At 39.6% G+C, this 26,188-nt stretch carries 23 protein-coding genes and 1 pseudogene; 8 read left to right on the forward strand and 16 right to left on the reverse strand.

All coding sequences use genetic code 11. The annotated features are described in order from the left end of the window. The first annotated feature begins 16 nt into the window (after positions 1 to 16). Complete coding sequence (locus J576_RS10085) at positions 17 to 328, forward strand: TusE/DsrC/DsvC family sulfur relay protein (RefSeq protein WP_001047539.1); 312 nt, start codon at positions 17 to 19, stop codon at positions 326 to 328. 4 nt (positions 329 to 332) lie between these two features. Here J576_RS10085 and J576_RS10090 read toward each other — a convergent pair whose 3' ends face one another. Next, positions 333 to 1,196, reverse strand: coding sequence for a DMT family transporter (locus J576_RS10090; RefSeq protein ID WP_001168995.1), 864 nt, complete (start codon positions 1,194 to 1,196; stop codon positions 333 to 335). Between the two features lie 121 nt (positions 1,197 to 1,317). Between J576_RS10090 and J576_RS10095 the strand changes: the two genes are divergently transcribed. Then, the gene (locus J576_RS10095; protein ID WP_002049649.1) at positions 1,318 to 2,721 is read left to right on the forward strand and encodes an aminotransferase-like domain-containing protein; all 1,404 of its coding nucleotides are present in this window, start codon (positions 1,318 to 1,320) and stop codon (positions 2,719 to 2,721) included. Here the strand turns inward: J576_RS10095 and J576_RS10100 are convergent. The 12 genes from J576_RS10100 to J576_RS10155 form a co-directional block, all read right to left on the reverse strand. Further along, the gene (locus J576_RS10100; protein WP_002049640.1) at positions 2,718 to 3,200 is read right to left on the reverse strand and encodes a winged helix-turn-helix transcriptional regulator; all 483 of its coding nucleotides are present in this window, start codon (positions 3,198 to 3,200) and stop codon (positions 2,718 to 2,720) included. The genes J576_RS10095 and J576_RS10100 overlap by 4 nt on opposite strands. 208 nt (positions 3,201 to 3,408) lie before the next feature. Further along, positions 3,409 to 4,644 carry a molybdopterin molybdotransferase MoeA gene (locus J576_RS10105; protein WP_002049583.1) on the reverse strand — a complete coding sequence of 412 codons (1,236 nt, stop codon included), beginning with the start codon at positions 4,642 to 4,644 and terminating at the stop codon, positions 3,409 to 3,411. Further along, positions 4,644 to 5,567 carry a bifunctional molybdenum cofactor biosynthesis protein MoaC/MoaB gene (gene moaCB, locus J576_RS10110; protein ID WP_002049603.1) on the reverse strand — a complete coding sequence of 308 codons (924 nt, stop codon included), beginning with the start codon at positions 5,565 to 5,567 and terminating at the stop codon, positions 4,644 to 4,646. Before moaCB ends, J576_RS10105 begins: the two co-directional genes overlap by 1 nt. A gap of 23 nt (positions 5,568 to 5,590) precedes the next feature. Then, positions 5,591 to 6,079 carry a molybdenum cofactor biosynthesis protein MoaE gene (locus J576_RS10115; RefSeq protein WP_002049606.1) on the reverse strand — a complete coding sequence of 163 codons (489 nt, stop codon included), beginning with the start codon at positions 6,077 to 6,079 and terminating at the stop codon, positions 5,591 to 5,593. Between the two features lie 3 nt (positions 6,080 to 6,082). Next, positions 6,083 to 6,337 carry a MoaD/ThiS family protein gene (locus J576_RS10120; RefSeq protein ID WP_002049630.1) on the reverse strand — a complete coding sequence of 85 codons (255 nt, stop codon included), beginning with the start codon at positions 6,335 to 6,337 and terminating at the stop codon, positions 6,083 to 6,085. Then, positions 6,338 to 7,378 (reverse strand): GTP 3',8-cyclase MoaA, encoded by a 1,041-nt coding sequence (moaA, locus tag J576_RS10125; RefSeq protein ID WP_081404066.1) that lies wholly within the window; start codon positions 7,376 to 7,378, stop codon positions 6,338 to 6,340. A gap of 229 nt (positions 7,379 to 7,607) precedes the next feature. Continuing rightward, complete coding sequence (locus tag J576_RS10130; RefSeq protein WP_002049615.1) at positions 7,608 to 9,881, reverse strand: molybdopterin-dependent oxidoreductase; 2,274 nt, start codon at positions 9,879 to 9,881, stop codon at positions 7,608 to 7,610. Between the two features lie 150 nt (positions 9,882 to 10,031). Beyond that, positions 10,032 to 10,661, reverse strand: coding sequence for a molybdenum cofactor guanylyltransferase (gene mobA / locus J576_RS10135; RefSeq protein WP_002049614.1), 630 nt, complete (start codon positions 10,659 to 10,661; stop codon positions 10,032 to 10,034). Beyond that, positions 10,658 to 13,438, reverse strand: a complete 2,781-nt coding sequence (locus J576_RS10140) for a nitrate reductase (RefSeq protein ID WP_002049651.1) — start codon at positions 13,436 to 13,438, stop codon at positions 10,658 to 10,660. Before J576_RS10140 ends, mobA begins: the two co-directional genes overlap by 4 nt. Positions 13,439 to 13,456: 18 nt before the next feature. Continuing rightward, positions 13,457 to 15,079, reverse strand: a complete 1,623-nt coding sequence (gene nirD / locus J576_RS10145; RefSeq protein ID WP_001028494.1) for a nitrite reductase small subunit NirD — start codon at positions 15,077 to 15,079, stop codon at positions 13,457 to 13,459. A 12-nt stretch (positions 15,080 to 15,091) separates the two neighbouring features. Next, a complete protein-coding gene (gene nirB, locus J576_RS10150) occupies positions 15,092 to 17,638 on the reverse strand; it encodes a nitrite reductase large subunit NirB (RefSeq protein WP_002049612.1) in 2,547 nt (848 codons plus the stop codon). Positions 17,639 to 17,649: 11 nt separating this feature from the next. Beyond that, complete coding sequence (locus J576_RS10155; RefSeq protein WP_002049585.1) at positions 17,650 to 17,991, reverse strand: hypothetical protein; 342 nt, start codon at positions 17,989 to 17,991, stop codon at positions 17,650 to 17,652. Positions 17,992 to 18,375: 384 nt separating this feature from the next. Between J576_RS10155 and J576_RS10160 the strand changes: the two genes are divergently transcribed. Then, the gene (locus tag J576_RS10160; RefSeq protein WP_001125253.1) at positions 18,376 to 18,966 is read left to right on the forward strand and encodes an ANTAR domain-containing response regulator; all 591 of its coding nucleotides are present in this window, start codon (positions 18,376 to 18,378) and stop codon (positions 18,964 to 18,966) included. Further along, entirely contained in the window at positions 18,967 to 19,977 is a 1,011-nt protein-coding gene (locus J576_RS10165; RefSeq protein WP_002049616.1) for an ABC transporter substrate-binding protein, read from the forward strand. A gap of 15 nt (positions 19,978 to 19,992) precedes the next feature. Here J576_RS10165 and J576_RS19720 read toward each other — a convergent pair. Beyond that, a pseudogene (locus J576_RS19720) lies at positions 19,993 to 20,093 on the reverse strand (hypothetical protein). 220 nt (positions 20,094 to 20,313) lie between these two features. Here J576_RS19720 and J576_RS10170 point away from each other — a divergent pair. From J576_RS10170 to accC, 4 genes are all read left to right on the forward strand, one after another. Then, entirely contained in the window at positions 20,314 to 21,642 is a 1,329-nt protein-coding gene (locus J576_RS10170) for a Y-family DNA polymerase (protein WP_025467782.1), read from the forward strand. A 235-nt stretch (positions 21,643 to 21,877) separates the two neighbouring features. Next, positions 21,878 to 22,333 (forward strand): type II 3-dehydroquinate dehydratase, encoded by a 456-nt coding sequence (aroQ, locus tag J576_RS10175; protein ID WP_002049643.1) that lies wholly within the window; start codon positions 21,878 to 21,880, stop codon positions 22,331 to 22,333. A gap of 17 nt (positions 22,334 to 22,350) precedes the next feature. Continuing rightward, the gene (accB, locus tag J576_RS10180; RefSeq protein ID WP_000354611.1) at positions 22,351 to 22,770 is read left to right on the forward strand and encodes an acetyl-CoA carboxylase biotin carboxyl carrier protein; all 420 of its coding nucleotides are present in this window, start codon (positions 22,351 to 22,353) and stop codon (positions 22,768 to 22,770) included. 16 nt (positions 22,771 to 22,786) lie between these two features. Beyond that, positions 22,787 to 24,157, forward strand: a complete 1,371-nt coding sequence (gene accC, locus J576_RS10185) for an acetyl-CoA carboxylase biotin carboxylase subunit (RefSeq protein ID WP_002049609.1) — start codon at positions 22,787 to 22,789, stop codon at positions 24,155 to 24,157. Between the two features lie 54 nt (positions 24,158 to 24,211). Here accC and J576_RS10190 read toward each other — a convergent pair whose 3' ends face one another. Both J576_RS10190 and J576_RS10195 read right to left on the reverse strand, forming a co-directional pair. Next, positions 24,212 to 24,715, reverse strand: a complete 504-nt coding sequence (locus tag J576_RS10190; RefSeq protein ID WP_033855572.1) for a hypothetical protein — start codon at positions 24,713 to 24,715, stop codon at positions 24,212 to 24,214. Positions 24,716 to 24,862: 147 nt separating this feature from the next. Beyond that, a complete protein-coding gene (locus J576_RS10195; protein ID WP_079378180.1) occupies positions 24,863 to 26,026 on the reverse strand; it encodes an MFS transporter in 1,164 nt (387 codons plus the stop codon). Positions 26,027 to 26,188 lie beyond the last annotated feature (162 nt).

Here is a 26,188-nt window from a genome sequence, read left to right on the forward strand (position 1 = left end):
AGTTAGGCTCATTTTTATGAATTTAGAATTAGATCAAGATGGTCATTTAGTCGACTATACGATTTGGAATCCAGAAGTAGCACAGGAACTCGCCAAATCTCTCGATCTTGAATTAACAGATTGGCATTTTGAAGTTTTAGCTGCGGTTCGCCAATTTTATCAGCAATTTGGGCATTCTCCTGCAACCCGCCCTCTGATTAAGTTTTTAATGAAAACCGTCAGTCCAGATATTAATAATGCTGTTTTACAGCAAAAATTTAATACCGGTTTAGTTGCTCGCCATCTCAGTCGCTTGGCAGGTATTCCTAAACCGGCAAATTGTTTATAGATTTTTATGCGAATTTTTTAGCGGCAGCGACACATAAAATTGTTACTGCCGTTACCATTAACATCGACCAACTTACGTGTTCATGTAATAAAAGTGCGGCAATCGCAAGTCCCATTAAAGGCTGTAAAAGCTGTAGCTGGCTAATTGCAGCAATACCACCTTGTGCAAGTCCTTTGTACCAAAAAAAGAACCCGATGAGCATACTAAATAAAGATACATAAACCAGTCCTGCTACCGCTGATGTAGATACATCTTGAAAGGAAACGGGCATATAAAAAAGAGTAGCAAGCAGCATAATCGGTAAAGCTAAAATAAGCGCCCAACAAATCACTTGCCATCCACCTATTTTTTTCGAAAGTACTCCGCCTTCGGCATAGCCAAATCCACACAAAATAATTGCAATAAGCATGTATAAATCGCCGATGCCAAAAGAAGCTTCACCCGATAAGAAAAACATATAGGTAAAAACAACCAGACTGCCTAAAATTGCAAATATCCAAAAAAATAAATTTGGTTTTTCTCCACCTCTCACTACTGCAAATATGGCTGTAGCTAATGGCAGAAGACTAACAAAGACAATCGAGTGGGCTGCGTTCATATACTGTAGAGCAAGCGCAGTAAATAAGGGAAACCCAACTACAACGCCTAAAGCCACAATAGCCAGTGGCCACCAATCTTGTTTAGCAGGCTTTTTTTCCTTAAGCAAAAAGATAAGAATTAAACCCAAAACTCCTGCAATGACAGCTCTTGCTGCTGTTAGAAAACCAGGCTCAAAACCTGTTACCGCAACACGGGTAGCCGGTAATGAACCGGCAAAAATTGCAACCCCAATAAAACCATTCACCCAACCGTTCATAAACTTTTGCATATTATTCTCCGCAACTATACGAAGAATTTAAGCTGTGATATGGTGTCAAAACCAGATACAAAGCAGTACAATTTTAAAAAACTGTTATGTATAAATGAGCAGTACAGTAGAGATAATTAACGTGAACCAGACAAAAACAAAAATCGAACTTGTTATTTCACAGATTGAACAACAAATTAAGAATCGCTCTTTAACTCCGGGAACTCGACTCCCCTCTGTGCGCAAGTTGGCCAAAGATTTAGGTTTTTCTATTTCTACGGTTGTCGAAGCTTACGAGCGATTAATTGCCCTAGGTAAAATTGAATCACGTAGTGGATCGGGCTTTTATGTAGTGGCACCACTTGCTCCTTTAGACTTAAGTGAATTAGGACCCAAACTAGATCGCTCAATAGATCCGTTATGGATTTCACGTCAGTCTTTAGAGGCAGAACCTGATGCGTTTAAGCCCGGTTGTGGTTGGTTACCTAATGACTGGATGCCACTTGAAAGTATTCGTAAGGCATTAAGATCTGTTACACGAAGTGAAGATGATAGTTTAATGGGTTATTCTTCACCGTTAGGGCTGCCCGTATTAAGAGATTTACTGGCTAGGCGAGCACAAAATAAAGGTATAGAGGCAAATCTCAATCAAGTTGTTCTAACCGATTCAGGCACTCAAGCTATTGATCTGGTTTGTCGTTTTTTACTTAAACCAGATGATGTAGTTCTAATTGATGACCCATGTTACTTTAATTTTCATGCTCTACTTAAAGTTCATCAAGTTAAAGTTATTGGTATTCCATACACTCCAAATGGCCCAGACTTAGAGGCATTTAAAGAAGCGATTGAGATCTATAATCCTCGGCTTTATATTACAAATTCAGGAATACATAACCCCACTGGCGCAACGCTTTCACTCTCGACAGCTCATCAATTACTGAAGTTGATTGATCAATCTAATTTAATTGTGATTGAAGACGATATATTCTCGGATTTTGAATATACTCCAGCTCCACGACTTGCAGCCCTAGACAACCTTTCACGCGTGATTTTTATTGGAAGTTTCTCTAAAACGCTTTCTGCCTCTATTCGCTGCGGCTACATTATTGCAAAACCAGAATGGATTGATCAGATTACCGATTTAAAAATTGCTACCAGTTTTTCTCACAATGGACTCTCAGCCAAGATTTTACACACAGCTTTAACCGATGGTTCATACCGTAAGCATTTAGATTTATTAAAAGTTCGTTTAGCTCAAGCCATGCAAGAAACAATTACGAAGCTCAAATCGATTGGGATAGAACCGTGGATTGAACCCAAGGCTGGAATTTTTGTGTGGTGTCATCTACCAGAAGGTGTAGATGCAGCGAAGATTGCTCAGTTTTGTCTGAATCGGCAAGTGATTCTCGCCCCGGGTAATGCCTTTAGCCAGGCCCAATCGGCAGGTCAATTTATCCGTTTTAATATTACACAATCAAATCATGATTATATTTATAAGACCCTTGCAGAAGCACTTCTACAAGAGTCGTTAGAGAAACAAGTTTAAGCCTGTTTTTGCTTTTGTTCCATATAAGCAAAATAGCCCGGCCCAGCCGAAACCTGAACTTGTTTTGCATGTAAAGGTTCGCGGCAGACCGAACAAACCATGACTGGTTCAAACTTATGTCCACATGTTTTGTGGCGATATTCCAAAGGCTTGCCTAAACCTTGGTCCATCCATTTATCTGCCCAGTTCGCCATAGATAAGATAATTGGATAAAGCTCAAAGCCTTTATCCGTGAGACGATATTCAAAGCGTTCCTGACGGTCAAAATAAGGCGCTTTCACTAAAATTTCGTATTCAACCAACCGTTTTAAACGATCAGAAAGGACATGACGAGTGACACCTAATGATTTTTGAAAGTCATCAAAACGACGAATTCCCATAAAAGCATTACGTAATATTAGCATCGTCCATCGATCACCAATCACTGATAGCATACGGGCAACTGAACAAGGCTGATCACCGATGTCATCCCATTTCATCTTTATGCTTTCCTCAATATAAAACTGGCCTATTTGCCTTATTATTTATACCCTAAACCACTTAATATGTTATATGCAATATAGAGCTTAGAAATAAGTTTTTAGTATATTTATAAAGCTTATTTTTTAAAATAACAGTCACTAAAAATAGATATAAAATATAATTAATCCATCCGTATGGATTAATTATATTCAGCTTATTTATAAGTTAATTTGAAATAAAGATTCCCTTTAGCACAGTTCCTGATGCTAGTTTTGTATTCGCAGGAATACGGACTAGACAATTGGCTTGCATAAGATTACTCAGCATATGGGACTGCTGCTTGGCCAAACTTTTTACCCTAAGTTGTCCTGCATCAAAATAAGCATACATTCGTAAAAAACGCTCACGTGCATCTTCTTTTAAATCATGCTCTAAAATTGCGGTAAACCATTCTGGTCCCTGTCTATTGCCCTGCAATGCATCAAGCAAAGATTTTCCGTAAATTTGCATTGCGACATATACCGCAGCCGGATTGCCCGGTAAGCCTAACAAATAGCAAGAATGTTGGGTTTGTGAATTATGGTATTCGGCAAAGAATAAAGGTTTACCCGGTTTTTGTTTAACTTTCCAAAAAATTTGTTCAAACCCAACTTCGAAAGCACAGGGCCGAACAAAGTCGTAATCTCCTACCGAAACTCCGCCAGTCGTTATAACAATATCATGGTTGTCTTTTAGTTGATTAAAGTAATGGCTGACCTGCTCTGCTTCATCTGCCACGTGAATCAGCTCGATATCTAAACCATAATCTTCAAACCAAGCTTTTAGTAATGGGCCATTTGCATCAAAGACTTTACCTTCAGCTAGGTCCTCTGCTGTTTCGGCAACTTCATCACCCGTGATCAAAACAGCGACTTTCGGTGCACGATAGACTTCAACGGTTTGCACCCCCGCCATACTTAAAGCAGCCAAACTTCCAATATTTAGAAACTGTCCTGTTTGAGCAAGCAACTGCCCTTGCTGGATTTCCTCTCCGGTAAAGCGGATATCGGCTTGAGGGCGTATATGTTCCGTTAAACAAATTTCTTGGGCCGAAATAACGGATACGATTTCTTGCCGTGCTACATGCGTTGTCCCTTCAGGAATTTTGCCGCCCGTAAATATACGAATTGCCTGACCTTCACCGAGTATGTCGTGACTCTCACTTCCGGCACGAATCTCACCTGTGACTTGGAACTTTTGATTATTTAAATCTTCTGTATGGCTACAAAGTGCATAACCGTCTACCGCACTTTGAGAAAAGCTAGGTAGATTAATTTCAGAGTAAATCTCTTTGGCAAGATAACTACTTAGGCTATTTTTTAGAGTCTTTTGTATAGAGCTTAAGTTTTTAGGCTTATTAATAACTAAATCTAGCGCTTCATCTATACTGATTAATCCATGCTCAGCACCACAACCTGACATTATTCATAGCCTCCCGGATGCGGTAAATCACGGCAAACATCAAAAATATGGACTAAGGCAGGTAAAATAGCAGCCATTGATTCACTTGCTCCACCACGGCTTCCCGGTAACGTCACTACTAACGAACGGTCAATAAACCCTGCTACTCCGCGTGACATAGCAGCGTATGGCGTGCGTTTTTGTCCAAATGAGCGAGCAGCTTCCATTAAGCCATCTAATTTACGTTCTAAAAGAGGCTCTAGCGTATCAACTGTAATGTCACGCTTACCAATTCCTGTCCCACCCACGGTCATAATACAAGCATACGATTTGGTGAGTTCTAGGACCAATTCTTTGAGATCATCTGCTTCATCAGGCAAAATTTGGTAATGGATCGGATCAAATCCAGCTTCAGTTAAAGTTTCAACTACAGATTTTCCGGCCGTATCCGGCTTTCTACCCGCTGCTACGGTATCTGACAATACAATAACCGCAGCCGAAACAGGCTGACGCAATACCCGTTTAAAATGGGATTTTCCGCCTTTTTTCTTAAGTAGTTTACATTGATCCATCCAGAGTTCTTCTGGTTCACAATGAGGCTTTAACATGTCGTAAATGGTTAAACCTGCAAGGCTTGCCGCCATTAAAGCTTCCATTTCTACGCCAGTTGGCCCAATGGTCTCAACGACAGCAATAATTTTTACAAAGTCATGTTCCAATTCATATTCTACATCTGCCCTATAAATCGGTAGCGGATGACATAGTGGAATCAGCTCATCAGTTCGTTTTGCTGCCAAAATTCCTGCAACACGTGCTGTTTTTAGGGCATCACCTTTTTCCGTGTTTCCTTGTCTTAATAGTTCAATACAGGCGGGTGGTGCATATAAAATCGCTTGTGCTTCGGCAACACGATAACTTTCCGGCTTCATTCCTACGTTTTTCATTATTTATCCTAGTGTTACATATTTCAGTATGAGTGCTCATGGCCGGCATGATGATGGTGATGTTTGTGGTCGTGCGGCGCATCCTTACGAATACAACAGCCCTCTACATAATGACTTGTGCCATCTGTAAAGAACTCTTCTTTAAAGACAGGCACTTCATGTTTTACCCGTTCGACTGCTTCCTCACATGCTTGAAAAGCTTCACGGCGATGGGCTGCATACGCAATCGCAATAATGGCTATTTCACCAACATCCAGATATCCAATTCGATGAACCACTCGCACATAAGATACCTGATACTTTTTCTCAATTTCTAGTTCAATTTCACGTATCATTTTTTCTGCAAGCGGTTTATAAGATGTATATTTCAGCGCCTTTACCGCTTTACCTTCGTGGTGATTACGAACCGTACCCATAAAAATATCAATACCGCCACATTCAGGAAAAGATTGAATCGGATCAAAAGTATCTAGACTTAAAGCCTGCTCTTGTATTCTTGCGAACTCTTTCATGATTCATCCTCCAGCAACGGGTGATAATAAAACCAAAGTGCATGGCTCACTTAAGACAGTTTGTCTTGTTATGACATTGTCACCAATTGCACATGCACATTTTTCCATGGCTTTTGTAGATTCCGGATGCAATAAAATAATTTCATCCAATACATCTTTAACCAAACTATGATTAGGACAAACTAACAAAAGATTTTCAGGAAGCAATTTTTCAATTGCACCAAATGCTTCGACTTTAATTTGGATAGATTGTTGCATTTATCCCCCAAGCATATGCATGCTGATTTTACGGGTTTGTTGATGTTGTAAGGCATGGAAACCTTTTGCTTTATGCCAGATATAAGGATGAACCAAATTCTTTAAATTTTGGATATATATACCGTATTCTGGGCTATGTTGTTTGCTTACCAGTACTTGAAGCTGAGGCTTAATATTTAAACCTTGCGGCGCAAATAAACAGTTATATAGTTCGCCTTTTGCGGTAAGTCGTATACGGTCACATTGATGACAAAATGAATGCGTAATTGTGGAAATAATTCCTAAATGGTAGCTATCGTTAATTAGATATTGACGCGCTGGCTCATGTTGCTGCTCGATCACTTGTACCGAATAATAAGGTTGCAATACCTTCAAAATTTCAGCCTCGCTTACCACATCTTTATTTGACCAAAGTGCATCACCATCAAGCGGCATAAACTCGATAAAACGTAAAGGAATATGATGAGCAATTGACCACTTCACCATAGGTAAGATTTGATTATCATTTTTATCTTTCATTAATACGCAGTTAATTTTAAAAGGCAGTCCTGCATCTTTAGCAGCTTGAATACCCTCAAGAACTGGTTCTAACTTTTTCTTAGTGAGCTCTTTAAATTGAATTGAATCAAGACTATCTAAACTAATGTTTAAATCATCTAATCCAGCGTCTTTTAGTTGTTTAGCGTATTTAGCAAGGTAATGACCATTTGTAGTCATCGATATACGTTTTAAACCTAATGCTTTTAAGGCCTGCAAATCACGAACAAAATGAACAATGCCTTGACGCATTAATGGTTCACCACCCGTAATGCGAATACTCTCGATACCTTGCTGCACCATAAAATGACAAAATTGAAAGAGCGCTTCAAAACTAAGCAAGTCCTGTTTATTTAACCATTCTGGATGCTCAGGCATGCAATATACACACTTAAAATTACAGCGTTCAGTTACAGAAATTCGTAACTTACGCTTGATACGCCCATATTGATCTTGCAGAAGGCTTGGCGCATTTTCAGAGTGATATTGTTTCATCATTTGCACTCATATCGAGAACATTTCAAATCTTGCGAGCACCGATTATGAACAATCAAATACAAAAAATTGCATCTTAATAGTGCTTTGTTTTTTAATTGCAAAATTCGTTCCAGCTCTACTTATTTTCCATAATATTTAAATTTTTTATAGACTTTTCATCGCACTACCTTAAGAACAATTAAAAAATAAATCTCGAGTTAGCGCGGTAAAATCTATGTTTTACTTGATTCTATTTCTAACACTTTTCTAGACGGATGGGTACATATTTATGGTACGGCGTTTTCGACAATGGATCACAATGTTCAGCAGAAATAAGTAAGTTTAATTGTGGCCCAATCGGTGCTCCATTTTGAAAGCGCATACCGTAGCCATGTGGCAGTGACACAACACCTCTTCTCATCCCATCATCTAACTCAATAGCTACCTGAATTTCTCCATGCTGTGAGATACATTTAAGCTGCCCTCCTGTATCTACATTTAAGTGCCTTGCGTCTTCGGGATGAATACGCAGTGCACCTTCTGCATCTACTTTTCGCCAAGCAGGGTCACGGTAAATTTGGTTGGCGTTGTAGCTACGTCGTTCACCTGACAAAAGGATGAAAGGAAACTCTTCAACATTAACGTTATGGCTTTTCAAGCTTGCGAGTTCACTTAACATCTCGGGAATTGCAAGACGTATTTTCTTATCTTTATAAGCCACCAGTTTCCAGACTTCGTCATATTCATGTTGCGATAAAACCATACCTGAACGTTGCTTTAATATCTGCTCAAATAGTTTGACTCCTTGTGTTAACGGATTACCTTTATAACCTGCACGGCGTACTGCTTTGGTATGTAAAACAGCATATTGAATAGATAGCGGCAATAAAAAAGCAACTGAATCTGCAGAATTGCCAAGTCGTTTGCCAAGAGTTCGATAAATAATAGAAGCAGCAAAAGGGATATATTTTTTATGTCGTGCCAAGGTAAGTCCTAACGCCGACAAGTATGGTAAGTAGGCAGTTTTTTTCGAGTCGACCGCAGCTATTTTTTCTAAAACTGGGAAACTCTTCGGAATAGCATTCATCGCTTCCAGTAATCGAGTATAAATTTCGGCTTCCGGTAAAGTATTTGCTTGAGCAACCAATACGGGATGACGCAGGTGAAAACCATTCTTAGGAAATTCCAAGTTAAAACCGGTAAATTCCCATTTTTCAAACTGAGTATGAGCAGGCAAAGTATAGTGTGCAAATCTCGCGGTTTCTGTCATCGCAACATCAACTACCACCAACAAATCTAATGCTTTAAATGCTTCCTCAAAAGCTGGTGTATCAGGATAGGTTAATAATGGATTACAACTATCTACAAACACAGCACGAATTCGCTTTTCCGCTGCTTTTAGGATTTCATCGGGTAAAATATTAGGCGGGAAAAACCCGGAAATCGGGAACATTTTATGGTAAACGCTACGTCGATATTTTGGTTTTCTTTCATCCGTATCGGTCAAAATTGGAATAAACATGGTATGCAAATTATTGGTACCCTGTTTTCCAAAGTTCCCTGTCAGCAAGTATAAGAGCTTTTCTAAATAACCATTTAATGTTGTATTCAAAGTATGTTGAATACCTAAATCGATACGTACACAGCCTCTTTTTGCTTTGGCAAACTCTCGAACAACCTGATAAATCAAATCGACAGGTACATCAGCTTTAGCAATATAGTCTTCAATCGGGACATGGTTAAATGCAGCTTTTACGTCTTCAAACCCATGTGTGTGCTGCTCAATAAACGCTGCATCATAAAGCTTTTCTTTAATAATGATCGCAATCATGGCCGACATTAAAAAAGCATCTGTTCCCGGTTTTAGCTGTACGTGAATGTCTGCTTGTTTTGCCGTTTCGGTAACACGCGGGTCGAACACCACCATGGTTCGGTTCGGATCTTTTTTAATATGTTTTAGCGTGTCTCGTGCGTTAGGAATACCATGTGCTTGAAACGGATTTGTTCCAATAAAAAGTACATAATCTGCATGTTCAACATCTTCTGTCGTATGGCAAGCCTGACTACCGAACAGGCGTCCATTGAGCCAGAAATCACCTGTTTTTTCTTGGGCAAGTGAGTTATATGCATAATAACTTTTCATAGCCAATAAAAGTTGTCGGCCATAAGCTGCACCGAGGTGGTTACCCTGACCACCACCGCCAACCGAAGCAAAAGCAGTACCGCCAAATTTATCTCTAATCTGCACTAATCGATCGGCAATTTCTTGTATCGCCACATCCCAACTAATTTCTTGAAATGAGCCATCTGGTTGGCGTTTTAAAGGTGAGGTTAAACGGTCTGCATGTTTCTGGTAATGCTGTAATCTTGCGGCTTTTTGGCAAATGTAACCTTGAGAAAATGGGTGCTCAGGATTACCTTTAATTTTGACAAATTGGTTATCTTTAATTTCTACGCTCAAACCGCAGTTTCTTGAACATAAAATACATGCGGTCACATCTGTTTTACTTTGCTGAGCTGCGTCCATCATTTTTCTGGCTCCGTTTATTTTTATACATCTGGCTAGAATGAAAATAACAAGTTCCAAAATAGAACTTAAATTCTAAACAGTCAATAACTCAAAATTTAAAAAATGATTTCAGATTATCAATGTAAATTTTAAATCGATATGATTGAAGTTCTAATTTGTCGAAAAAATCTCTTTAAATGCTTTAATTTGTTTGTATTGTTGAAGTTCATCTAAAGAATTAATGCTATGGAAAAATAAGTTTTGCTTTTGAAAAATGGCTACTTGTGCGTGTAAAAGTTTGAAGCAATTTTTTAAACTCAATTGTTGCTTGTCAATTTGCTGCTCTAAAACCTCTAGACTGTCACGTTTTAACAAACAAAATGGGTATAAGGCATCTCCGTTAATTGAAACGTAAGCTGCCTGAGCCTGTTTATTTTTGCGAAGAGCGCTATGTAATTTCGCAACGACTTGCGTAGGTATGTAGGTCACATCACAAGGGATAAACAAAACATAATCTGCTTTTACATGTGACCATGCACTTTTCATTCCCATAAGTGGGCCGAAAAAACCGGAAGCATCATCTTGAAAACATTTAATATCAGGCACAATACTTTGATAAATCGAATAATCACGATGACTATTCACCCAAATTTCAGATACAGATGACTTTAATTTTTGATGAATTTTGAGTAGTTGCGTATCTCCATCAAATTGTTGCAACAGCTTATTTAAACCATTCATACGGCGGGCTTGTCCACCCGCGAGAATGACCAAATCAGTTACGGGATATCCCTTATTCACACTTCCACCTCTTGCTGGCAAGCTTTAATCAAGCCTCGGATTTCAGGTAAACATGAACCACAGTTTCCACCTGCTTTTAAACATGCAGTAACCTGTTTTTCATGGGTAATGTTTTGTGTTTTTATCACGTCGATAATTTTATTCTTACCTACTTTAAAACAACTACAAACTAAAGGCCCATCATTATTAGTAGCCGACATTGGCATACCTGCTAGTAAAGCTTTACGGTGCAAGGCGCTCAAACGTTCTCGTTTAAACAAACTTGCTACCCAGTCACGGTCTGGCAATAAATCTGGCGGTGCAATATATAGACTTGCAATTACAATGCCATCTTTCAAAATAATACTATGGCTCAGCTGTGAAGAAATATCTTCTATGCTTAACCATTCAAAGGTTTCATCAGCAAATGGCAAAAAGCTTTTCAGATTCTTTTGAGTATCATGAAAAGTTTGGCGGTCTGCAAGTTCATATCGATTGGTTTTCACCATTTTGACTTTAGTCCACCATGCACAGTGATGTAGCGATTCTTGAATGTGCGAATCGTATCCTTCACGAATATAGAGCACGCCTTGCCAAGTGGTATAGAACGGCTGAATAGTTACAGGCGTATGTTTGAACTCGGGCTCACCTGAAATTGCATCAACTTCTGGATTAACGACTTTACCAATACGGGCGTCGGATGCGACCTGTTCAGTCCAGTGAATCGGTGCAAAAATTTGCCCACGACGGACACCTGATGAGAATGTCACGCGCAGTACACAACTGCCCCATTTCGAACGAACTTCTACCAAGCCTTGATCACGCACACCAAACTTCAATGCATCACTCGGATGAATCTCACAGAATGGTTCAGCACGATGACTGGTTAAATTTGGCGACAAACCAGTACGGGTCATGGTATGCCATTGATCACGAATACGCCCCGTGTTCAAAATGAGCGGATAATCTTCTGAAATTGCATGTACCGGATTAATTGCAACAGTAGGAATCAATTTTGCCTTAGCATTTTTGTGACTAAACTGGCCCTTGCCAAACAGTTGTTGAACAGCTTTAGCGTCTTGGTTTTTATCCCATACTGGCCATTGCACTGGTTGTAGAGCGTCGTACTCAGCAGTACTTAGGTTCATTAAACCTTTTAAGTTGAAATAACGGAACGTATCAGTTTGCTCACGTGTATTGATGTCAGCATTATCTTGTGCTGACAAAGCCGCATGTTCATTAAAAATATCAACAGCACTATTAAAGTCAAAACCTTTAAAGCCTAATTTTTTCGCAACTTGGCTCACTGACCACCAATCCGCTTTTGCTTCACCCGGCGCAGGTAAAAAAGCACGTTGACGTGAAATACGGCGTTCGGAGTTGGTTACTGTACCGTCCTTTTCACCCCAACCTAAAGCTGGAAGTAACACATCGGCGTAAGCCGTAGTATCGGTATCGGCACAGATATCTGACACCACAACCAATTCGCATTTCTCTAAAGCACGTTTCACCTGATCGGCATCTGGTAAACTTACCACCGGATTGGTTGCCATAATCCAGATGGCTTTAATTTTTCCAGCTTCAACAGCACGGAACAAATCAACAGCTTTTAAGCCAGCTTGAGTTGCAATAAATGGGCTGTCCCAAAAGGTTTGCACTACTTTTTGGTGCAAGGGATTATCTAAATCCATATGGGCAGCCAACATATTAGCTAAGCCACCCACTTCTCGACCACCCATGGCATTGGGCTGGCCTGTCATTGAAAATGGTGCAGCACCGAGTTTTCCAATTTTACCTGTTAGTAAGTGGCAATTAATAATGCTGTTGGCTTTATTGACACCCTGACTTGATTGATTCACACCCATTGAAAATAGCGTGATTACCTTTTCAGTCTGCGCAAATTTCTTAAAGAACTGCTGTAATTTGTCTAAAGAAATACCACTGCGTTTGGCAACATAGGCAATATCCGTTTCTTGCTGACTACTTACCAAAACCTCTTGCAAACCTTCAGTATAGGCATCCACAAAGGCCTGATCGGCATGACCATTTTGATATAGATATTGGAATAGTCCGTTAAACAATGCGACATCTTGGCCCGGTAAAATCGGTAAATGTAAATCCGCTTGCTCACAAGTACTGGTAAAACGTGGGTCAATCACCACAACAAACATATCTGGATTGTGGCTTTTAGCCTGCATAATCCGCTGATACAGCACAGGATGGCACCATGCGGTATTGGAACCAACCAAAACCACCATATCTGCATGTTCAAAATCTTCATAACTTGCAGGCACAATATCTTCACCGAAACTACGTTTGTGACCTGCCACTGCAGATGACATGCAAAGGCGTGAGTTGGTATCGATATTTGCAGTGCCTAAATAGCCTTTTACAAACTTGTTCACCACATAATAGTCTTCAGTCAAAAGCTGACCTGAAACATAAAATGCAATGCTGTCACGACCATATTTGTCGATACAAGACTGGAATTTATCGGCAATTTTATTGATTGCTGCATCCCATGTCGTTACAGTCCGATGTGGCTTACGACCAAACATCGGTTGAAGTAGACGTGTTTCTAACCCCAAAGTATCCGCAAGTCGGCTACCTTTAATGCATAAGCGCCCAAAGTTGGAAGGATGCTCAGCATCCCCCTCAACTTGCACCACAGGTCCTTGAGGTTTTTGTTGAACGTTTACACTAACACCACAACCTACACCGCAATATGGACATGTTGTTTTAGTTGTTTTTGCAACATGGTCGGAGCTATCGATTTCAACGCTTGGAATACTATTCATAACTGCTCCTTTCCCTATTTAGCCTGCATTTTTTAATGCAAAATCTCGACCAAATAGCAGCTTATTTCTAAATGAAGAAACAGGAGTTTGATCTGCAATTAACTCTGCATACCACATGCCATCTTCAGTATCTCCAAACAATACTGCACCGATTACCCGGTCGTTTTGAATGATAATACGCTTATAAATCTGGCGTTTTTCATCGTTCAGGATAATGTCTTCATAATCATCTTTCGGTTCAAAATTGCCTGCCGAAAATACATCGACACCACTGACTTTTAACTGAGTCGGTACGGTCGGTGCTTTAAAAGTTAAGCTGCCGTGCTCTGCTAAATGGGTCGCGCAAATAAAAGCTTGGCCCCACAGTGGTTCAACCAAACCGAAAGTTTGACCACGGTGTTCGATACACTCACCCACGGCATAAATACTTGGGTCAAATGTTTGCATGGTGTCATTCACCAATACACCACGGTTACAACGTAATCCTGCACTTTGCGCCAAAGCAATATTCGGACGGATACCTACAGCAAACACCACAAGGTCCGCATCTAACACTGTGCCATCTTTCAAACGGATTTGTTTGACATGACCGTTTTCATCACCAATTAACGCTTCTGTATTGGCTTCGGTAATGATTTGAATGCCTTTTTGCTCAATGCTATGACGAAGTAATTGACTCGCACGCCCATCAAGTTGACGTTCCATAATACGGTCCATCAAATGTAGAACTGTGACATTCATACCACGTTGCTTTAAACCATAGGCAGCTTCTAAACCCAGCAAACCGCCACCAATCACGACTGCATTAGTTTTTGAACCACAATATTCAATCATGGTGTTAACGTCATAAATATCGCGGAAAGTTAACACCCCTTTTAGGTCAACACCTTGAACTGGTGGAATAAATGGTGCTGAGCCTGTTGCCAGAATCAAACGGTCATAATCAACTGTCTGGCCTTTTTCGGTGTAAACCACTTTACGCGGACGATCAATTTTTACGGCTTTATCACCAGCAATAAATTTAATGCCTTTATCGTCGTACCACTTCGGTGGATGCAACATAATGTCTTCAATGGTTTTTTCACCCGATAAAACCGGAGACAACATAATACGGTTATAGTTACCCCATGGTTCTTCACCAATCACCGTAACTTCATAACGATCTGGTGCCATATCGAGTAAATCTTCCAGACAACGCATCCCTGCCAAACCATTTCCGATCAGCACCAGTCTAAGTTTGTCTTGTGATACACCTGTATTGGTAATATAAGTTTTTTGCGGCACCGCGTTGACCCAAACACGGCCATCAACAATTTTGCTCGGATAAACTGCCAATTTTTGGTCTTTATCTTCTAAACAACGGCCCGTAGCTAAACTGAAATGTTGTTTATAAATTGGTGATGCAACGACGCGTTCGCCTTGTAAATCACCAATAATCCCGCGGCTCATCACATTCGCTTGGCTAAACGGATCTTTATTGCTCAGTACATAAACACGTTTTTCATGCCCCACACGGAAGATCGCAACCGCTTGACCGCCCACTAGCGCTCCTGCACCCGTGTTTGGGGTTAAATCATCGAGTGCACAAACGTCAATCCATTGATCATCAGGAAGCATATTTTTGTCTTGTACAATATTCATATAAGTTCTCCTTTATGCTTCAACCATTGGAATGCGGTCTTCTGAACGTTCAGCTTCGGTTAATGGACGGATTTGACCACGTTCAGTTGTAAATTGAATGTGCGGATCATCTTGTTCATTCACTCCTGCATTGATATAGGTCTGGAAGCGTTTACGCACCTCAGGGTTTTCGACAGCTGTACGCCACTCGTCTTGATATGTACCAATAATGTGTTCCATACGGCGCTCAAGCTCGGCAGCTAAACCAAGAGAGTCATCAACGATCACAGATTTAAGGTAGTCTAGACCGCCTTCCATGTTGTCACGCCATACACTGGTACGTTGTAAACGGTCTGCCGTTTGAATGTAGAACATAAAGAAACGGTCGATATAACGAATAAGTGTTTCTTTATCGAGGTCAGATGCGAGTAATTCTGCATGACGCGGTTTCATACCACCGTTACCACATACATAAAGGTTCCAACCCTTTTCAGTGGCAATTACGCCTACATCTTTACCTTGCGCTTCTGCACATTCACGCGTACAGCCAGACACTGCCATTTTCAATTTATGCGGTGAACGCAAACCTTTGTAGCGGTTTTCAAGTTCAATCGCTAAACCAACAGAGTTATCTATCCCGTAACGGCACCAAGTGCTACCCACACAAGATTTCACTGTACGTAACGACTTACCGTAGGCATGACCAGACTCGAAGCCCGCAGCATTTAACTCTTCCCAAATAAATGGAAGTTCATGAACTTGGGCACCAAACATATCAACACGTTGACCACCAGTAATTTTGGTGTACAAGTTATATTTCTTCGCAATTTGGCCAATCGCAATTAAGCCATCCGGAGTGACTTCCCCACCTGCCATACGCGGTACAATGGAATAAGAGCCATCTTTTTGAATATTACCTAAGTAGTAGTCGTTACTGTCTTGCAAGCCTGCATGACTTGGCTTAAGTACGAAATCATTCCAGCAAGATGCCAAAATATTTGCTGCCGCCGGTTTACAAATATCACAACCTAAACCGTGACCATGTTGATGAATCAAATCATCAAATGTCTTAATTTCATGGACACGAACCAAGTGATATAGCTCTTGACGCGAGTACGGAAAGTGTTCGCAAATGTGATTGTTAACAGTCACACCTTGACGTTGTAACTCTGACTTCAATATTTGTGTCACTAATGGTGCACAACCACCACATGCTGTTGCTGCTTTGGTGCATTTCTTTAATGCACCTAAAGAGGTCGAACCATCGCTAATTGCTTGGCAGATGTCTGCTTTTGATACGTTGTTACATGAACAAATGGTCGCGCCGTCTGGCAGCAAATCGACTCCACTACCACCAGATTTTGCTGCTGATTGCTCAAAGCCCGGCATGATTAAACTTTCAGGCACTTCCGGTAAAGCCAAACCATTCAACATCATTTGTAAAAGGTCGTTGTATTCTTTGGCATCACCCACTAAAACCGCGCCAAGCAATTTGGTTTTATCAGCATTTACAACAATCTTTTTATAAACCAGTGCATGTTCATCTGCATAGAAATAGCTTAATGCACCTGGGGTCATGGCATGTGCATCACCGACAGAAGCAACATCAACGCCCATCAACTTCAACTTGGTGCTCATATCTGCGCCAGCGAAGCAATGACACTCTTCATCTAAAATATGTTTTGCTGCAATACGCGCCATGTCATAGCCCGGTGCAACCAAGCCATAAATTTTATTTTGCCAAAGCGCACATTCACCAATGGCATAAATGTTTTGATCAGATGTTTGGCAATAATCATTAATTACAATACCGCCACGCTCACCAATCGCAAGCCCGCTATTTCGCGCTAATTCATCACGTGGGCGGATCCCCGCAGAGAATAAAATCACATCAGTTTCGAGTTCACTACCATCGGCAAACTTCATCACATGAGTGGTATTTACACCAGACTCAATAGACTGAGTCGCTTTTTGTGTATGAACTTTTACACCTAAATCTTCAATTTTACGGCGTAAAACTTTGCCCCCTAAGTCATCAATTTGAACTGCCATCAAACGTGGTGCAAACTCAACAACGTGCGTTTCTAAATCTAAATCACGTAAAGCTTTGGCTGCCTCAAGTCCAAGTAAACCACCGCCAATTACTACACCTGTTTTTGCATTGAGACTCGCTGCACGAATCGCGTCTAAGTCTTCAATAGTACGGTAAACAAAACAGTTTTCACGGTCATTACCCAGAATTGGCGGAACAAATGCATATGAACCAGTCGCCAGCACCAACTTGTCATAGCTAATCACATCACCATGATTGGTTGTTACGGTTTGGGCAGTTGTATCAATCGCCACTGCTTTAGTATTTAAACGTAGGTCGATGCCATACGCATCGGCAAAATCAAAACGTGCTAAAGATAAATCTTTTGCCGATTTCCCTGAGAAGTATTCAGTCAAATGTACGCGGTCATATGCGATACGAGGTTCTTCTGCAAGAATCGTGATTTCCAGTTCATCATCTGCTTTTTCTAAAATGGCTTCGATGAATTTGTGGCCCACCATACCATGACCAATCATTAGCAATTTCATAGTGTTTCTCCTCAAATCACGTTGCTTTTAAGCTGCGTTCTTACGTTCTCAAATAGACATTGTTGTTTTGCCTTGTGCTCTACCGAGAAACGTATCAACATCACAAAGCGTATAGCTGCTTGGAATCCATTTTTTCCACTCGTTGACGACACCCAATGCATAGCAAAGTCATAAAAACAAATAAAAAAAGCGAGCCCCCTCATAGAGAAGGCTCGCATCGCTGGAACTGAAAAATGAGTTAATTCAGATGTAACTTTTTTATGCAATAAAAATAAAGACATAACCTTCACTCCGACTGAACGTAAATTCTTTATGTGTGCAGTTGCACTCACAAATTCGATCAGAACGGACATCGTTGGCCGTCTTTAAAACTTATGGTCGTCTTCGACCTGCAATTAACTAAGCATTTTGCATGCCAATTCTTTTTAAGATTAATATTAATAATTTTTTATTATTATTTTCAAATATTTAAACTAAAACATCTTTTCACCCATAAAGAATATTTAATTTTTTCTGCACTATTGGTGCTCCTCTATATGGTTTAAACAAAAATAAGTTTTGCCACAAAATGAATCGTATTTTTGCACCAATATCGATCACAACAATGCTTTAACATAGTAAAGGACTACTCATGCCTGATTTTTTGTTTAAATTTGGATGGCACTAATCTTGCTTAAAATTTAATAACAAAAAACGCGTCGAATTGGCGCATTTTCTTAGCCTGATTTGCTGAACTTATGCCAAAACTCAAAATAGCTCTTATCGATGATGATCATGCGCGGGCCGACTATATAAAAAACAGTCTGCTTGAAAATGACTTTGAAGTGGTGGCCTGCCTTACTTTGGACCACTTAAATATTTTTCGTCTTGAAGATTTACAAGCCGATGTCATCTTACTCGATATGGATCATCCTCATCGTGACATTATTGAAAGTTGTGTGAGTAGCTATGACCTACCAACTGTTCTATTCACTAAAAATTCAGATAAAGACACCATCAAACAAGCGATAGATGCAGGTGTAACGGCTTATATTGTAGACGGCATAGACCCTGCCCGCTTACATACCATTTTAGAGATTTCAATTGAGCAATATAAAAAACATAAAAAGCTCGAAGGTGACTTAAAAGAAGCTCAAACCAAACTGGCAGATCGTAAAGATGTTGAAAAGGCCAAAGTGCTACTCATGCAACTGCATGGCTTACCTGAAGATACGGCTTTTCAATTACTCAGAAAAAATGCCATGAGCCACCGTATAACGATTGGAGAAATGGCACGGCGTTTACTTGACGCTCAAAAACTATTAAATGATCAACTAAAGGATGAATAAATGAGCAAATTAGAAAAGACTCAATTGCAACTCGGCTATATTCCTTTACTTGATTGCATCGCTTTACTTTGGGCAAAGCAGCAAGGTTTCTTCGAAGAAGTCGATTTAGATGTTACCTTAGTCAAAGAAGCATCATGGGCAAGTCTACGCGACCGTTTAGCTTTTGGTTTATTAGATGCTGCACATTGTTTATCTGCCATGCTACCCGCTGCAGCTGTGGGTGCAGACCAAATTGGTATTGCACTGCAAACCCCTCTTATTTTAAGTAAAAACCGTGCGTTTATTAGCTTAAGCCAAAAATTAACCCATCAACTGGCTATTCAAGAGAATGATAATGCACAAACTACCGCCCAAAAAGTGACGAGCTACATTAAAGAAGATAATGCTCTATCCTTAGCCCATGTATTTAAACATTCAATCCATCATTATTGTTTAAGAGAATGGCTCGCTTTAGCAGATCCTAAAATAGCTCAAACGCTCAAACTCAAGGCACTTCCGCCACCGTATATGGTCGAAGCTTTAGATAACCATGTGATTGATGGTTTTTGTGTGGGAGAGCCGTGGAATACACAAGGAGAACTTTTAGGCTTAAGTAAAATTGTCTGCTCAAGTCAGGACATTATTCCCCATGTAGCTGATAAAGTTCTCGCAGTAACTCAAGAATGGGCCGAACAACACCCTCAAACCTTAGTTGCACTTACGGCGGCAATTATGAAAGCCCAAAAAGAATTGAGTAATTTAAAAGATTTTACACCTGTCTTAAAGTTATTGGTCGAGTTCGGGATTGTCCGATTTCATTGTTCGGAAGAAGTACATGTCGATAAATACTATATGATTCAAAATATTGTTAAGTATTTGGTTAAAGAAAATGCTGCCCCGCAACCTGAAGACTTTTATTGGTTATTTGAACAAATGCAAAAATGGGAAAAGCTTCAATTAGCCCCTGCTCAAATCATAGAACTGAGTGCGCAATGCATTCATCTCGATTGCTACAATCAAGCCAAACTCTAAAAAAACTTAAGCACATTATAAAAAAAAGCTGTCTTTATTAACAAAGACAGCTTGAAAGACCCATAAGACAAATGCGTTATACGCATTACTATATTTAAAGGACTCAACTCATCCATTAAATATAGTTCTTATGCTTCCGATCATAACCAACTAAAACTTATCATTTTCAGACATTTCCATATCAATAACTGACAATTCAGCAGTCTTGCAGCCTTTTTATAATTTCGACGAACAACCTGAACTCCCCTAGATATTAGTCTGTAATTTTGTTAACTTGATTATGTTACAAATTCAAAATATGTATTTGGGATTAATAAATTGGGGGCCAAAGAAATGATGAGAGAAATCTCACACCGCGAAGTTTATGCACTGGTTGATATTAACAATTGTTATGTCAGTTGTGAGCGACTTTTCAACCCTAAACTCAATGATAAACCTGTAGTTGTTTTATCTAACAACGATGGCTGTGTTGTTTCACGTAGCGAAGAAGCAAAACTCTTAGGTATCAAGATGGGAGTACCTTGGTTTCAAATTGAAAAAGATGCTTTAAAAGCTGGTGTTCAAGTTTATTCAAGCAACTACACTTTATATGCCGAGATGTCTCGTCGCTTTTTTGCTGTCCTCGGTGACTTTTTCTCTCCAGATGACTTAGAAGCTTACTCTATAGATGAATGCTTTATTCATCTCACCCCTTACCTTCAGTCTATTGATATATCAGATTACTGCAGTGAGGTGAGAAACACCCTTCTAAAATGGTTAGGCTTACCTTGTTGTATTGGTATTGGATATTCAAAGACACAAGCAAAACTTGCCAATCACTATGCTAAGAAAATTAAAAGTTTTAGGGGAATTTGTAATTTTATCACCTTAGATCCATTAATTATGGAAGATCTCATGCAGCACACATCAGTCAAAGAAGTGTGGGGAATTGGCTATCAATTGGTCAAACAACTACAAAGTTATGAAGTGTACTCCTGCCTAGACTTAACTTTTGCCAATGAACACCATATGGCAAAAGCATTTTCTGTGGTCATGGCACGTACCATTCGTGAGCTAAAAGGCCAATCCTGTATTCAACTTGACGACCCCGCCATTCCGACTAAACGGATTTTAGCATCACGAAGTTTTGCTCAAGCTTTATCCAGTATTGAGATTATTAAACAAGCACTTATTTTTCATCTTAATCGAGCACATCGCCGTTTAATGAAACAGGAACAACTTTGTTCCTGCATTCAGGTCATGCTTTATGAAAAAATCGATAAGCCACCTTATAAAAAAGCCATTTCTCAGGCTATCGGTCTTCACTATGCAACAGATGATTTATGTATACTAACAAAAGCCGCAATGCAGCAAATCGATGTTTTATATAAAGAAAATAAAAGCTACATAAAAATTGGCGTGTTATTTTGTGGTCTACATGCACGTCAGCAACATATTGATGATTTATGGCAGCCTTTAGAACTTATTCATCAAAGACAACAATTGATGGAAACTTTAGGTACAGTCCGTAAGCGTTTTGGTAGTCATTACTTACAAGTCGGCTATCACTCACGTAACCCATCTTGGCAAATGAAACAATGCCATCGCTCAAAAAATTACCTAACTCGCTGGAATGAAATGTTAACGATTGAAGATGCTCACGACCTCGTTACACAAAATACATGAACTGTTTTTGTCAATTCGGTTTAAAATAAGCTCCGTTAAATTACTTGAAATTTTGTCATTTTTTAACATTGCTAATTCGTCGCAAAATTTACAATATATAAGCCGAATTTGGTGTACCCTTTCTGCGACAATTAAAAGAAATTATAAAAAACTTGTAGAAACATATGCCATAATAAGCAAACTTTGCAGACATCTTGCAAAGATTATTTGCAACTTTAGAGCTGGAGCAATCTGAATGAGTTCGACCATTTTGGTAATTCATGGACCGAATTTGAATTTGCTGGGAAAACGCGAACCAGAAGTATATGGTCATCTTACCCTAGACAATATCAACCAACAACTTATTGCTCAAGCTGAACAAGCCTCAATTACACTAGATACTTTTCAAAGCAACTGGGAAGGTGCCATTGTTGACCGTATTCATCAGGCACAAACAGAAGGCGTAAAACTTATTATTATTAATCCTGCTGCTCTTACCCATACTTCAGTTGCTTTACGTGATGCCCTACTTGGCGTTGCCATTCCGTTTATTGAAGTACATTTATCAAATGTTCACGCACGTGAAGCGTTTAGACACCACTCTTATTTATCAGACAAAGCAATTGGCGTGATTTGTGGTCTAGGCGCAAAAGGTTACAGCTTTGCTCTCGATTACGCTATTGAAAGAATTCAACCATCTAACCCAAACTAGTTCAGGAATAGTCGCCCATGGATATCCGCAAAATTAAGAAACTCATCGATTTAATGATTGAGTCTGACTTGCAAGCGATTGAAGTTAAAGAAGGTGATCAATCGATCGCTTTAACTCGTCGCAATCCTGTCGTTGCTGCGGCTGGGGTAGCACTTCCGGCAGCTCCTGTTGCTGAAGCACCTGTTGCAAAAACACCACGTGGAGCAGTTGAAACTTCTCCTATGGTTGGTGTGTTTTATGCTGCTCCAAGCCCAGGCGAAGCACCATTTGTTAAAGTAGGTCAAACAGTATCTGCTGGTGAGACTTTGGGTATTATCGAAGCAATGAAAATCATGAACCCGATTGAAGCAACTCAAAGCGGCGTGATTGAAGAAATTTTAGTGAAAAATGGTGAAGTGATCCAATTCGGTCAACCTTTATTCCGTTATCGCGCGTAATACCTCGGGGACAACTATGTTGCAAAAAGTTTTAATTGCAAACCGTGGTGAAATCGCTTTACGAATTACCCGGGCTTGCAAAACATTAGGAATCAAAACTGTCGGTATCTATTCAGATGCTGATAAAGATTTGATGCATTTACGTTTCGTTGATGAAGCAGTATGTATTGGTCCGGGTGCAAGTAGTGACAGCTATTTAAATATCCCGGCAATTATTACTGCTGCAGAAATTACTGGTGCTGATGCAATTCACCCAGGCTATGGCTTTCTTTCAGAAAATGCCGAGTTTGCTGAAATTGTAGAAAGCTCAGGTTTCACATTCATTGGCCCTCGCCCAGAACATATTCGTTTAATGGGTAATAAGGTTTCTGCAATTGTTGCAATGAAAAAAGCTGGTGTACCGACAGTACCTGGTTGTGACCACGCAGTAACTATCCACAATGCTTTAGCTGAAGCGAAAGAAATCGGTTTCCCGCTTATTGTTAAAGCGGCAGCTGGTGGTGGTGGTCGTGGTATGCGTATTGTTGAACGCGTAGATACATTACTTGAGTCAGTTCAAGCAGCTCAACGTGATGCAGAAATGTGGTTCGGCGATGATACCGTGTACATGGAACGCTTCTTACAAAAACCTCGCCATGTCGAAGTTCAAGTTTTAGGTGATGGTAACGGCCATGCGATTCATTTATATGATCGCGACTGCTCATTACAACGTCGTCACCAAAAGGTGTTAGAAGAAGCTCCTGCTCCAAATCTCCCAGAACAAGCACGCGCTGATATTTTACAAGCTTGTGTTAATGCATGTCAGTTAATGCAATATCGTGGTGCTGGTACATTTGAATTCTTGTTCGAAGACGGTGAGTTCTTCTTTATTGAAATGAACACTCGTGTTCAGGTTGAGCACCCTGTAACTGAAATGGTGACTGGTGTTGACATTATTGAACAGCAATTACGTATTGCAGCTGGTTTAGGTTTAGAGCTTCAACAAGAAGATATTGAAGTTCGTGGTCATGCCATTGAATGTCGTATCAATGCCGAAGATCCAACCACTTTCTTACCTTCACCAGGCAAAATTGAAAGTTTTTATGCGCCAGGCGGTGCAGGTATTCGTTTAGATTCTCATATCTATCCTGGATATAGCATTCCCCCTTATTACGATTCAATGATTGCAAAATTGATCTCTCATGGTAAAAATCGTGAAACTTCGCTTGCCCGTATGCGTCAAGCGTTAGACGAAATGATTCTTACAGGAATTAAAACCAATATTCCTTTACATAAAGATCTTATCTTGCAAGATAAAAACTTCTGCGAACAAGCAATGGACATCCATTACCTTGAAAAACACTTGTTGAAAAAAGTGGAAGAAGAAAAGAAAGCTGAAACTGCATAATATGCATAATAAAAAAAGCCTCTTACATAAGAGGCTTTTTTTATTAATTCAAATTTATGGCAACATGCGACGTAGTGTTGCAAAACATTGCTCGCCTTTAGCAGTTGAGCAGAAATTGATGGTATGATCATTTTTCCATTGCACAAAATACTGAGAAACATCACCAGTCTGATCTTGCTGCTGACCAGAACAATCAACTTTATTATTATCAAACTTAATCTGCATCACTAGAGCTGATAACTGCTCTTTAGGGTCATCAGATGGTTGATATTCATAAATACCATATGACCATTCTTCACCGCTTTTAATCACCACATCATTACTACTACGGAAATTATAGTACTCTACACATTTTTTATTATTTGGAATCTCCATTCCCCACAATCCCATAATTTCAGGACGCGTAACAATACGTATAGCGATAGGATTACTAGCAGTGCGTACGGGCTGTTCAGTTGGCTGTTGAGTCACTGTCTCAGCCATAGCAAAACCAGAACAAGCCAATAATAATCCCATAATATAAATATTTTTCATAGATTTATTAATCATTAAACGCATGGGTTTAAGTTAGCACATTTTTTTAGAAAAACATTGTTTCATAACCATATAAAAACAATATTTTTCAACCGTAACGAACCGATACTTCTCATCAAACAATTTTTATCTTTAACTACTCATCCCTAACAATTTTTAGCAACATTTGACTTAAGAAGCTAGCTTTTCAATCTGTTTTGGTAGCCAAAATACAAAGCACAAACCTAGAAGCACTACTAATGCAGCAATCATAAAAATATGCTCACCAGTAAGAATTTTCCAATAATGACCAGCCAGAATACTTCCAAAGGCAACCCCAAGTCCCCACATGGTGCTATAAAAAGCCTGACCTCGACCTTGCTGCCCTATTGAAAAGTTCTGAAAAATGAGACGCATTGCAATAAGATGAAACAAGCCAAAACTAAAAGCATGTAAGCACTGTGCAAATAACTGACCTATAAAATAATGAGAGAAGAGAGCCACCAACAACCAGCGTATGCTTGTTAAAACTAAGCACATGGCAACAAGACTACGCCACGAAAAATATTTAAAAAACGTAGCGGCATATGCAAACATCACAATTTCAGCAATCACTCCCATTGCCCATAAAAAGCCAATTTCAGTGGTACTGTAATTTAAAGATTTTAGAAAATTGCTATAAAAACTATAAAAAGGGGCATGTGAAAAAAGAAGAATAAATTCAATAGTAAAAAAAGCAGCAACTTCTGGACGCTTTAACACAGGCAATAAAGGTTCTAAATGCTTTTGTGAAGTAGGAGCCCCTTCTGGTTCACGAATCGTAAAAGCCCAAATAAATGCAAGGGATGCTATTATGAGTAATAAAATAGGCAACATAGAGATTGGAATAATTTCTAAAATTGCACCTATGGTAAACACACCTACAATAAAACCGACCGATCCCCATTTTCGAATTTTTCCATAAAGTTTTGCCCTTTGGTCGCCCAACCAAAATAAGGTTACCCCTTCAAACTGAGCCAAAATTGCATTTTGGAAAAAGCTAAAAATAAGCATAAGTAAAGCGACAGATTGAAATGTATTGGGAACTATAAAGATAGCCAACCATATACAAGCTTCCATCCAAGTTGCGAGCCTCACCAAAAGCATTCTTTTACCAGATTTATCTGCGATCCAACCCCAAACTAAAGGCGCAAAGAATCGCGTTACAATAGCAATAGATGATAAGATACCTATCTGCTGATAATTAAACCCTTGATCTTGAAGATATAAATTCCAGTACGGCATGAATGTGCCAACGATGGAATAGTAAAAAAAGTAGAATCCTGACAGTCTAGCTGTAATTGTTAATGGTTGCATTCGGTTGCTTTATCTTGCATTTTCAAATAGTTAATCATAATTAAAGTTGCATCCGCTTGTACCACAATGCTGTATTTTGCAATTCAACAGTCTACAAATCAGTCTACAAATTTAATTTTCAATTAATTTAAAAAAATTTGTAGACTGCATGCTTTTTAAGCA

The sequence above is a fragment of the Acinetobacter sp. 766875 genome (genome assembly GCF_000582055.1).
Lineage (GTDB): Bacteria > Pseudomonadota > Gammaproteobacteria > Pseudomonadales > Moraxellaceae > Acinetobacter > Acinetobacter nosocomialis.